This window comes from Methanobrevibacter sp. (assembly GCF_017406825.1).
Classification (GTDB): domain Archaea; phylum Methanobacteriota; class Methanobacteria; order Methanobacteriales; family Methanobacteriaceae; genus Methanocatella.
On sequence record NZ_JAFQXT010000045.1, the window covers coordinates 1 to 10529 of the forward strand.

Here is a 10529-nt window from a genome sequence, read left to right on the forward strand (position 1 = left end):
AGACGCTTGGGCTTTCAACCCATTAGTAAAAATCGCATTTGCTGACAAAAACTTAGTATTTGACTTCAGTAAAGTACGTGAAGAATTTGCTAAAGGTGCATTAAGAGAATTCGAACCTGCTGGTGAAAGAACTGCTATTACTCCAGCAAAATAGATAGATAAACACGGTGATAGGTGATTACTCACCTATCCACCACTTTATAAAAATCAAGTTTACTTGAAAAAATCCAAAACATTTATATTGTTAGTGTTAATATAATTAATAATAAGTAATATTTAGTTAGATTTTCATAAATTCCCGACTTGAAATTGAAACATAATCAAGTTCATTTGAAACTAATATATTACTATGATTTTTGTATGGAACAAAAATCAAATTCATGTTTATTAAATGATCAATTTAATAAAAAATATGGAGGAAAAAAATTATGGACCCTGTAACATTAGGTGTAGTTGCATTAATGGGTGCAGTTGCGACCATCGGAGGGGCTGCAGAGGACTTAGAATCTGATATCGGTTCTCAAAGTAACCCTAACTCCCAAGTTCAACTCGCTCCACAAATGGGACATTTACACCGTATGATAAACAAGGCGACTTCTGGTGAACCAGTCGCTTATGGTGTTTGGTGTGGTGTTGCTGGTGCTATTGCATACTTAGTAATGTCTTTAGGCATATTCCCTGTCGTTGCTATTGCAATGGGTGCTTGTGTCGCTGCTTTTGTTCACGCTATTTATACTGTTACATCCCACATGGGAAGGATTGTTGGACAATCTCAATTTGAACAACCATTATTTATGGATGTATTGACTCAATCTTTAGGACCTATCGTAGGTCACGGATTTATAACTAGTTTTTGTATTGTCGGAATTTCTTACTTAATGACCATTCCATTGAATGGAACCCCATTACACGTATTCCCATTACCACTCTTAGCAATGCTTTGGGGTATTGCTCTCGGTGCTATCGGTTCTTCAACTGGGGACGTTCACTATGGTGCAGAAAGTGAGTATCAAAAATTCGAATTTGGTGGAGGAACTCCTGTAGCTATTCAAGGGGATATTGTTACTAAAGCTCCATTAGGTGCTAAAAACTCAATGGATGTTGTAAACTTCTGTGCTAAATTCGGTGGACCATTAACCGGTTTCTGTTTCGGTCTCGTTGTATTCTTCAGTTTCTGGAACACAGTTGTGTTCGGAGTATACGGAGGTATCATTGTTGGTATTATAATTATTATATTATTAATCATCTTAGATGACAGATTAGAAGTATTTGCTAGAAACCAATATGGACCTTACGATGAAGATGCTTTAAATGCTGAACCTGCTGGAGAAATAATTGAAGAAGCTGAAAAAGCTCCTGCTGAAGCAGCAGAAGGGGAAGAATAAGGAGGTTCAAGTATGGATCCAATTACTTTAATTTTATTCATCGCTATAGGCGGTATTATGATTGGTGCAGGTGTGCACTTTATTCCTGTAGGAGGAGCTCCTGCAGCTATGGCAACCGCTACTGGTGTAGGTACCGGTACTGCTATGCTAGCTGCTGGTGCAGGTTTAACAGGACTCATTACTGCTGCAACCATGACAGGTGAACCATTTTATATAGTAGGTATAGGTGGTGCAATTGGTGCTATGATTATGATGGGTATCACTATGCTCATTGCAAACTTAATCTACATCTTCGGTGTAGGTATTGTACCAGCAGCATCAAAAGTGCCTGTAGACTGGATTACCAAACGTAACCAAGAAGCTTACAAAACTCCTGGTACCGAAGGTCACGGTGTACCAGTAACCTCATTTGTAAGTGGTCTTATTGGAGGACTTCTTGGTGGTTTCGGTGGTGGATTAGTCTACTTCGGAATTTACAATGCTGTACAAGACAGTACTTTTGTATCCGACCCTGCTGTAAGTATTGGTTTAGCTGCTATTTTAGGTGTAGGTGTGTTCTTTATTAACTCTGTAATTGCTTCATATAACATTGGTGGTACCATTGAAGGTATGCACGATCCAAAATTCAAAAGAATTGGAACTGGAGCTCTTGCATGTGCTATCGCATCTATTGTTGTCGGAATATTTTGTATTATTTTAACTGGAGGTATCTAAGATGTCTGCTGGTGGAAGTGCTGACGGTGCAGCTGCAGGTGCAGTAAGCTCAACCATGTTATTGGCTGTAGGTATCGTTGGCGGATTACTTTGTATTTATTTATCCGGATTTTTAGGAGATGTAGTTGGCCCAGTTATCGCTGCTATCGGTGCGGTATTAGCTATCGTATGGGGAGCAGATGCTATTCGTAGAGTAGCAAGTTACGGTTTAGGTACTGGTGTACCATCTATCGGTTACATGTCCCTTTCCGTAGGTGTAATTTCCGCATTAGCGGGTCTCAGTTTAGCAACCATTTTAAACATGCCAATTTTAGGACCTATCGCCGGTTTTGTCATTGCTGTTATTATCGGAGCAGTAATTGCTATTGTTGCAACTAAAATTGTAGGTATGAAAATCCCTATTATGCTTCAATGTACTGTTGAAATCGCAGGTGCAGCTATGTTATCCATTTTAGGATTTGCTGTTGCTATTGCAGGCAGTTATGACATGATGGTAATTTATGAAAATGTTGTTGCAACCGGATTTATTGCATTATTATTTATTATGTGTACTATGGCTATTCAGCACCCATTCAACGCATGTTTAGGACCAAACGAAGACCAAGTAAGAACATTAAAATGTGCAGCATCCACTGCATTCTTATCAATGACAATTGTTGGTCTTTTATCTGTCACTACTGGCGGACTCGGTTGGTTTGTTGTATTCATCGTTGGTTTAATCGGTTGGGTTATTTCATTCAGAGCATTCGTATTAGCTTCAATTAATGATGCAGCATCAACCAAATGGGCTGGATTATGGCCTAAAGTAGAACAATAGATTAGGAGGAATTAAATATGGCTCAAATGTTACCTATGATACAAGTTATACCTGAAATGAATTTCGCATTAGACCCTTCAAGTGGCGTTATCGGTTCATCTTTAGGTGGAGGAATTGTGCTCCTATCTATGGACGAAGTAAACGAACAAGTAGCAAAAGTCGAATTGGCTGCTGATGAATTAATGGCTTCATTAGACCCATACACAAGTCCTGCAGGTTCTTACCCTGGAAGGGAAGGTTCATATGTTACCGCAGGATTATTAACCAACATGGTATATGGTTTCTTATTGGCATCATTCATCATATTTGCTGCATTACCAATCTTACAAGCGATGGGGGTATTATAGATGGCTGATAAAAAAGCTCCTGCAGATGGCTGGCCGGTTATTAGTGGGGATTACATTGTAGGTGATCCTGAAAGCCCTGTTGCAGTTACTACTTTAGCTTCTCACATTGAAGCTGAATTATCTGGAGCAGCTATTGCAGGTCCATGTAAAACAGAAAACTTAGGAATAGAAAAAGTTGTAGCAAACATTATTTCAAACCCTAATATTCGTTTCTTGATATTAGCTGGTGCTGAAGTACAAGGCCACATTACTGGTCAAAGTATCCAAGCATTATATGATAATGGTGCTGACCCAGATAAAAAGAAAATTATCGGTGCTACTGGTGCTATTCCTTTCGTAGAGAATGTTCCTCTCGATGGTATTGAAAGATTCCAACAACAATTAGAGATTGTTGACTTAATCGATACAGAAGATATCGGAACAATTCAATCAAAAATCAATGAATGCGTAGAAAAAGACCCAGGTGCTTTTGAAGAAGAAGCTATGGTTATTTCTGTGGACGAAGATGACGGAGAAGAAGATGAAGGAGAAGCAATGAAAGTTGTTTCTGCTGAAACTGGCCTTATCGAAGCAAGAATTAGGGATATAAACACTAAAATCGATATGGTAGGTGCTGTCCAAAGAAATATGGCTGGTAATTATGCCGGTAAAGTCCAAGGTATAATGATCGGTTTAGCTTTCACTTTAATCATCGGATTTTTATTCTTGATGTTCTAAGGAGGTATAATTATGGTACAAATTTCAAATAAACCAAATATAAATGGGATGAAAACTGCAGCAGAAGATGCTGAATACAGTTCAAAACTCCTTGCAAGAGAAGGTAAACTATTTGCAGGTTTACTTGCAACCAGATTCAAAGGATTTGCTTTTGGTGCATGTATTGCTTTACTTTTGATCGTAATTATTCCTTTTATTGCAAAAGCAATGGGATTCTAAAGGGGTGTTATTATGAGTGAAGAATCAGTACCTCAAGTAATGGTTTCCTCAGATGATTTCAACCAAATTGTTGCTAAATTAGATGAAGCAGAAGAAAAAGTTGACTTCACTGTTGGGGAATATTATCAACGTTTAGGCCAACAAACTGGTAGAGATGTTGGTATTTTGTATGGTATTATAATTGGATTGATTATTTTAGTTGTAGCTATAAAATTCGGTGTAGCTTCAATGTTAGCAACCTTATTATAGGAGGTTTATACTTATGTTTAGATTTGATAAAGAACAACTCGTCGTTGATATTGCTGGAGTTAAAATGGGTGGTCAACCTGGTGAATACCCTACCGTTTTAGCAGGAACAATCTTTTACGGCGGACACAAAATTATTAGTGATGAAAAAGCAGGGGACTTTGATAAAGACGCTGCTGATGGATTAATTAAAACAATGGAAGAAATGTCTGATGTAACCGGAAACCCTTGTGTTGTACAAACTTTCGGTGCTACTGCAGATGCTATGGTTAAATACTTAGAATTTGTAGGAGATGTATGTGACAAACCTTTCCTTATTGACTCAACTGCAGCTGCTGCAAAAATTGCAGGTGTAGAATATGTTCAAGAAGTAGGTTTAGCTGAAAGGGCTGTTTACAACTCTATAAGTATGGCTGCAGAACCTGCAGAAATCGAAGCAGTTAAAAACTCAGACATCGACGCATCCATTCTCTTAGGATTCAACCCAATGACTCCTGGTGTAGAAGGAAAAATCGAAATCTGGGAAACTGGTGGAGCTGTAATCGACCAAGGTATTCTTGAAATGGCTGACGAATGTGGAATTACCAAACCATGGATGGACGTAGCTGTAACTCCATTAGGTCAAGGTGCAGGACCTGCTGTAAGAACTTCTTACGCAGTAAAAGCTAAATGGGGATACCCAGTAGGATCTGGTATTCACAACGTACCTTCCGCATGGGACTGGTTAAGAGCATACAAAAAAGAACACAAAGAAGCATGGCCTGTTTGTGATATCGGTTCAAACATCGTTCAACAAATGGCTGGTGGGGACTTTGTTCTTTTCGGACCTATCGAAAACGCAAGACTCGCATTCCCAGCATGTGGTATGGCAGATATCATGATTGCTGAAGCAGCAAAAGATATCGGTACCGAACCTATTGAAGAACACCCAATCAACAACTTATTATAGATATAAGGGGTCCCGATTAGATGATTCATTTCATCTAATCTAATTTTTTATTTTTTTTATCAACTAATTTTCAACTGATTTTTTTTAAAATATTTTAATAAAATTTATATTATTATAAAAAGATAGTATTATTTAACTTTATATTTTGAGAGGTTAGATAATGTCTTTTTTAAGTAAAATTTTTAATAGAGGTCCTAAACCTATCATCGCTCATTCTAAAACTGGTAATTTAGCAAGTTTAAGAGCTCAAAGGGCGGGTCCTGCAAGTCCAGGTGCTGTTCAAAAGCCGGACACTTTTTATGTAACTGCTTCTGTTGAATTGGGTAACACCACTACAAAATCCATTGTAATGGCTACCAATTTGAACACAAGTGAATCCTATTTATTGAACAAGACTGTTAAAATGACCCGTGATATACGCCCACCTAAACCTAATGAAGAGGTTTTCGGTAAAACTGTATGGGGTATTGAACTTTCCAAGGAATCTGTAACAGAATTAATCAGAGACACTGTTCTGCAATCCCTTAAGAAATGCCAGGTCGATAAGGATGAAGACTTGGATTTTGTTGTAAGGTCTACTGGTGTAACCGCAGGTTTTGCGACTGCTGAAGAAGCGGGTCAATTGATCATTGCTCTTGCTGACGGCTGTCTTGAAGCGGACATTCCTCCAAGGAAAATGTCTCCGGCAATGACCATTTCCCAACTTCCGGAAAGATTGCAAAGACATTCCCTTTTGGAAAATATCATGTTTGATGGGGCTGTCGTAAGTGTAGTTCCTCCTCAAGGTAAGGAAACTGTTGCAAACGAGATGGAAGGGGAACTTGTTACTGCAGGAATCAAGTTAGGTGCCAAATGGACTGATGTGGATTACAGAAACCCTTGTGTTTCCCTGGATTTCGGTTCTACTTTAGCTGGCCGTATTGTAAATGATAATGAACCTTATGCAAATACTGTAGGTAACTTTTTAGGTCTTGCAGGTGTTGTAAGCGACTCTTTAGCCAGAGGTTCAGGTAAAATCGATAAGAAGAATGGTGCGGCTTTGGATTTATACTCAGATAAAGCCATGAAAAAGGCTGATCACAAGAAAGCCGAGGCAAATGCATTGGAAGCCCATAAATTGGTTAACATCACTAAGGTCCCTATGGATGTTGATAGATTCGGTACTGTTCCGGTCAATCCGGAAGCTGCTGAAAAGGCGGGCACCACTTTAATCGGTTGTGATGTGGGTTTCAATGGTGACAAGCTTGATGAGTTAATGGAATTGGGTGCACAGTTCTATGATGCCGATGGCCTTCCAACTTTACTTTCAACTTTGGATTATGTAAGTACAAATATTGTAAAAAGGGTATTGGATGTTGCATTTGAGGAAAATGTCATAGTTCCGGGTTCCGCCTTAGGTATTACAGGAAGGGCAGGCATAACCGGACGTAAGCCTGAGCTTATTTTGGAGGCTGTTCAAGATAAATTCGAAAACGTTGTTTTTGTTGAAGATGGTCTTGCTTTAGGTTCTGCAATCATGGCACGTTGTATGAACTCAATGGGAACACCTAAAGTTCCTATTGGGGGTAAACAAGGTGGAAGGTGCATTCTTAAAGACCGTATGAAAATGGCCGGCGGCAAATTCGCTTAAACAATTGTGGTTTGTCATGATCTATGCAATTCTGATGGCGGGGGGTATGGGAACCAGGCTTAAGGTTCCCGAAGAAAAACCTCTTTTCAGATTACATGATAAACCCCTAATTAGATATGTGCTTGACAACTTAAAAGGGTCTAGATTCATTGATGAAACCGTTGTAGCGGTCAGTCCAAACACCCGAAAAACAACAGAATATCTGGAATCTCTAAATGAGGATTTAAAAATCCTGGACACCTCGGGTGATGATTATTTAAAAGATTTATCTTATATTCTCGATTATTTTGAAAGGAAATCTAAAAAGGACACATTGCTTTTCATCAATGCTGATTTGCCTTTCATTTCCACTGAAACTATTGATTATGTCATCGATTATTATTTGAAATCAGATAAGGATGCCCTTTCGGTCATTGTTCCTGTTGAGGTATATGAAAGCTTGGGCTTGGAATATTCCTATGAGTTTAACGGATGCGTTCCCTCTGGACTGAACATTCTAAGAAGTGAAAATATTATTCAGGATGAAAATCAGTTAGTGATTAAAAAAGTCGAATTGGCATTGAATATTAATACAATTCCGGACAGTGAAATTGCAGAAAAGTTATATCATAAATATTATATTTAAATATAATGAAATTAAATAATTATATAAGTAAAATTATTTTTATCAGGTGATTTAATGGAAAATAAACAACAACTTCCTAAAAGAGAAGAAAAATTATGGAGTGAAATTAAAAACTATCAAGTAGCTACCAACAACGCACGTATCCTTGGGGTATTGGACGAATTGATTATTAACGAAAAAACTGGTAAAATTGTTGATATCGCCATCAGGATAGAAAGTGACCGTAATATTCATGTTAAAGGCGCTAAAAGGAATGGTGACTTATTGTTAGTTCCTTTTGCTAAAGTTGAAAAAGTTGGCGAATTTATTATTGTAACTGAATAATTTCAGTTATACTCTTTTTTTATTTACTTTATTTTTGTTATAACTTTGATTAGGATATTCGATGTTAAATATTTATATCTTATAGATTAAAGTTATAATAGTATAAAACAAATTCATATTTATTCATAAAGGTGATTATATGTTGCTTGAAATAGAAAATTTGGCTGTTGAGGTAGCCGAAAAAAGAGTTTTAAAAGATGTTAATCTTTCAATTGCTGAAGGAGAGACTCATGTTCTTTTAGGACCTAACGGTGCTGGAAAAAGTACTTTGTTTTTAACTATTTTAGGATTCCCGCAATATAAGGTAGTTCAAGGTTCTATTAAATTTAAAGGTCAAGATATCACTGGCTTAACTACAGCTGAAAGAGTCCAATTAGGTCTTGGTGTAAGTTTCCAATCCCCGCCTTCAATCAGAGGGGTTTCCGTAAGGGATTTGCTTAAAATCGAATCTCACCAGGATATGGATGAAGAATTAAATCCTAGAATGCAGGAGTTGGCTAAACAACTTAAGTTCAGTGACGAATTTTTAGATAGAGATGTTAATTATGGCTTTTCAGGGGGAGAAGTAAAACGTTCCGAAATTTTACAGCTATTGGCTCAAATGCCGGATTTCACAATGTTCGATGAACCCGATTCCGGTGTGGATATTGAAAATGTAGAGTTACTTGCTTCCGAAATCGGCACATTATTGGATAAGGATAAACCGCAAGGTTCTAGAAAAAGAAGTGGTCTTTTGATTACTCACTTAGGTTATATCTTAAACTTTGTCAGTGCGGATAAGGCGCACGTGCTGATTGACGGGGTGATTTCTTGTTCTGGAAACCCTACTGAAATTTTAGAAGATATTAGGAAAAACGGTTTTAATGGATGTGTTGAGTGTGCGCAATGTTTATAGTGATGCTGAAAGGGCAAAGGATAAGAAAGCAGCATTAGGTGCTGATATTACTATTGAAAATTTCACCGACGAAACAGTCAATGCTTTGGACATGATAGATGATTTGAATGACTTGGATAAGCAAACCAAAAGGGATCTTCTACAGGTCGGCGTAGATACCGAGGAAAGGAACAGGTCAGGGTCATTCTTACAAGTTGATCAGAGTAATATTTTCACAAATAACTCAATGTCAGATTCAATTGAAGTCATGAATATGGCAGTTGCAATGGACAAGTACAGTTGGCTGGAGGATTATCTTTGGAATGTGGTAAAACCTGATGCAGATAAATATACTGCAAAAACCGCTTTAAACGAACAGGAAAATGGTGTCTTAAGCGGTTATTTTGTAAGGTCTCTTCCTGGAACAAAAGAAGTGATGCCGGTTCAGGCATGCATGTTCATCAGTGATGAGGACATTATGCAAACCGCTCACAATGTAATTATTGCCGAAGAGAATTCTGAACTGCATTTGATTACAGGTTGCGCTACCGGTGACGATGTGGGTTCTGCAATGCACGTTGGTGTATCTGAAATGTATCTCAAACCCGGTTCCAAAATTACCTTTACGATGGTTCACAATTGGGCTGAGCAGGTGGAAGTGCGTCCAAGAACTGGTGTTAAATTAATGGATAATTCCACATATATCAACAATTATATCTTAACCAGTCCTGTAAGTACCATTCAATCATTCCCAACCGCCTATTGTGATGGTGAAAATTCCAGAGCTATTTTCCAAAGTATTCAGGGAGGTAAAAAAGATTCAATTATCGATGTTGGATCAAGAGTCTTCTTGAATGCCAAAGGCGCCAGAGGTGAAGTCATCTCTAGGGCAGTGGCTCAGGATGAATCTCAAATCTATGCAAGAGGCCATTTAGCAGGAACTGTTCCTGAAGTAAAAGGACATCTTGAATGTCATGGATTGGTATTGTCCGATGACAGTTTTATTTATGCTGTTCCTGAGCTTGAAGCAAGTTCTGCAAACTTAGAAATGTCTCACGAAGCAGCAGTGGGTAAAATATCTGAAGAAGAGATTAATTACTTAACTTCAAGAGGTATTGCTGAAGAAGATGCCGAATCCATGATTGTTAGAGGATTCCTGAACATGGATATTACTGGCCTTCCTGATGATTTGGCGGAGCAAACCCAAAGAATGATTGATATGAGTGTTGAGGGAATGTAATTCCCTTTATTTTTCCTTTTTTTACCTTATTTTCTTTTTTTTATCAAGCTCTGTTTCATAGTATATAAACTTTTTGGCTTTATTTTCTAAGTAACCTTTATATTAATTATTTATAATATATATTAATCAGTACATAATGTAATGCTGAGCTAGCTCATTACGTACATAAAATTGTGTTTTAAGGTATGCCTAAACATGCATTCCTTGAAAGAAGATTTTAAAATTTTTTAAAAAATTTAAAATTGGGTTTTTGAAAGACACAAGTTTTTCTAAAAACTGAAAAATATTTATAGAGGAGGAGAAACTCTATGGCTGATGATGTAAAAATTGTAATGTTTTGTTGCAACTGGTGTTCCTATGGAGGAGCAGACACAGCTGGTACTGCACGTATGCAATACCCACCGAATATTAGAGTTATTCGTGTAATGTGTTCTGGAAGAAT

At 37.6% G+C, this 10529-nt stretch carries 14 protein-coding genes; all 14 read left to right on the top strand.

Features of this window, described 5'->3' with window-relative positions; all coding sequences use genetic code 11:
* The first annotated feature begins 428 nt into the window (after positions 1-428).
* Positions 429-1385 (top strand): tetrahydromethanopterin S-methyltransferase subunit E, encoded by a 957-nt coding sequence (gene mtrE / locus IJF99_RS08180; protein WP_292794072.1) that lies wholly within the window; start codon positions 429-431, stop codon positions 1383-1385.
* Between the two features lie 12 nt (positions 1386-1397).
* On the top strand, positions 1398-2099 hold the full coding sequence (gene mtrD, locus IJF99_RS08185) for a tetrahydromethanopterin S-methyltransferase subunit D (RefSeq protein ID WP_292794075.1): 702 nt from the start codon (positions 1398-1400) through the stop codon (positions 2097-2099).
* A gap of 1 nt (position 2100) precedes the next feature.
* Complete coding sequence (mtrC, locus tag IJF99_RS08190) at positions 2101-2916, top strand: tetrahydromethanopterin S-methyltransferase subunit MtrC (protein WP_292794077.1); 816 nt, start codon at positions 2101-2103, stop codon at positions 2914-2916.
* A gap of 17 nt (positions 2917-2933) precedes the next feature.
* Positions 2934-3263: a tetrahydromethanopterin S-methyltransferase subunit B gene (locus IJF99_RS08195; protein WP_292794080.1), complete on the top strand. Its 330-nt coding sequence runs from the start codon at positions 2934-2936 to the stop codon at positions 3261-3263.
* On the top strand, positions 3264-3980 hold the full coding sequence (gene mtrA, locus IJF99_RS08200) for a tetrahydromethanopterin S-methyltransferase subunit A (RefSeq protein WP_292794083.1): 717 nt from the start codon (positions 3264-3266) through the stop codon (positions 3978-3980).
* 12 nt (positions 3981-3992) lie between these two features.
* Complete coding sequence (locus tag IJF99_RS08205; protein ID WP_292794086.1) at positions 3993-4199, top strand: tetrahydromethanopterin S-methyltransferase subunit F; 207 nt, start codon at positions 3993-3995, stop codon at positions 4197-4199.
* Between the two features lie 12 nt (positions 4200-4211).
* Positions 4212-4448 (top strand): tetrahydromethanopterin S-methyltransferase subunit MtrG, encoded by a 237-nt coding sequence (gene mtrG, locus IJF99_RS08210; protein WP_292794089.1) that lies wholly within the window; start codon positions 4212-4214, stop codon positions 4446-4448.
* Between the two features lie 13 nt (positions 4449-4461).
* Positions 4462-5394, top strand: coding sequence for a tetrahydromethanopterin S-methyltransferase subunit H (gene mtrH, locus IJF99_RS08215; RefSeq protein ID WP_292794092.1), 933 nt, complete (start codon positions 4462-4464; stop codon positions 5392-5394).
* 160 nt (positions 5395-5554) lie between these two features.
* Positions 5555-7024, top strand: coding sequence for a methanogenesis marker 14 protein (locus IJF99_RS08220; protein WP_292794095.1), 1470 nt, complete (start codon positions 5555-5557; stop codon positions 7022-7024).
* Positions 7025-7040: 16 nt separating this feature from the next.
* Entirely contained in the window at positions 7041-7649 is a 609-nt protein-coding gene (locus IJF99_RS08225; RefSeq protein WP_292794098.1) for an NTP transferase domain-containing protein, read from the top strand.
* Positions 7650-7703: 54 nt separating this feature from the next.
* On the top strand, positions 7704-7973 hold the full coding sequence (locus IJF99_RS08230) for a PRC-barrel domain-containing protein (protein ID WP_116592369.1): 270 nt from the start codon (positions 7704-7706) through the stop codon (positions 7971-7973).
* 139 nt (positions 7974-8112) lie between these two features.
* Positions 8113-8868 (top strand): ABC transporter ATP-binding protein, encoded by a 756-nt coding sequence (locus IJF99_RS08235; RefSeq protein ID WP_292794103.1) that lies wholly within the window; start codon positions 8113-8115, stop codon positions 8866-8868.
* Positions 8837-10087 carry a SufD family Fe-S cluster assembly protein gene (locus IJF99_RS08240; RefSeq protein ID WP_292794105.1) on the top strand — a complete coding sequence of 417 codons (1251 nt, stop codon included), beginning with the start codon at positions 8837-8839 and terminating at the stop codon, positions 10085-10087. The genes IJF99_RS08235 and IJF99_RS08240 overlap by 32 nt, the downstream gene beginning before the upstream one ends.
* A gap of 308 nt (positions 10088-10395) precedes the next feature.
* Positions 10396-10529: hydrogenase iron-sulfur subunit (locus IJF99_RS08245; protein ID WP_292794107.1), on the top strand; the 134-nt coding region annotated here is incomplete at its 3' end.

Excerpts from the sequence above, each read along its gene's own strand:
- mtrH (WP_292794092.1), top strand. The coding sequence starts at position 4,462 with ATGTTTAGATTTGATAAAGAACAACTCGTCGTTGATATTGCTGGAGTT.
- IJF99_RS08235 (WP_292794103.1), top strand. The coding sequence starts at position 8,113 with ATGTTGCTTGAAATAGAAAATTTGGCTGTTGAGGTAGCCGAAAAAAGA.
- IJF99_RS08220 (WP_292794095.1), top strand. The coding sequence starts at position 5,555 with ATGTCTTTTTTAAGTAAAATTTTTAATAGAGGTCCTAAACCTATCATC.
- mtrD (WP_292794075.1), top strand. The coding sequence starts at position 1,398 with ATGGATCCAATTACTTTAATTTTATTCATCGCTATAGGCGGTATTATG.
- IJF99_RS08225 (WP_292794098.1), top strand. The coding sequence starts at position 7,041 with ATGATCTATGCAATTCTGATGGCGGGGGGTATGGGAACCAGGCTTAAG.
- mtrC (WP_292794077.1), top strand. The coding sequence starts at position 2,101 with ATGTCTGCTGGTGGAAGTGCTGACGGTGCAGCTGCAGGTGCAGTAAGC.
- IJF99_RS08205 (WP_292794086.1), top strand. The coding sequence starts at position 3,993 with ATGGTACAAATTTCAAATAAACCAAATATAAATGGGATGAAAACTGCA.
- IJF99_RS08240 (WP_292794105.1), top strand. The coding sequence starts at position 8,837 with ATGGATGTGTTGAGTGTGCGCAATGTTTATAGTGATGCTGAAAGGGCA.
- mtrG (WP_292794089.1), top strand. The coding sequence starts at position 4,212 with ATGAGTGAAGAATCAGTACCTCAAGTAATGGTTTCCTCAGATGATTTC.
- IJF99_RS08195 (WP_292794080.1), top strand. The coding sequence starts at position 2,934 with ATGGCTCAAATGTTACCTATGATACAAGTTATACCTGAAATGAATTTC.
- IJF99_RS08230 (WP_116592369.1), top strand. The coding sequence starts at position 7,704 with ATGGAAAATAAACAACAACTTCCTAAAAGAGAAGAAAAATTATGGAGT.
- mtrA (WP_292794083.1), top strand. The coding sequence starts at position 3,264 with ATGGCTGATAAAAAAGCTCCTGCAGATGGCTGGCCGGTTATTAGTGGG.
- mtrE (WP_292794072.1), top strand. The coding sequence starts at position 429 with ATGGACCCTGTAACATTAGGTGTAGTTGCATTAATGGGTGCAGTTGCG.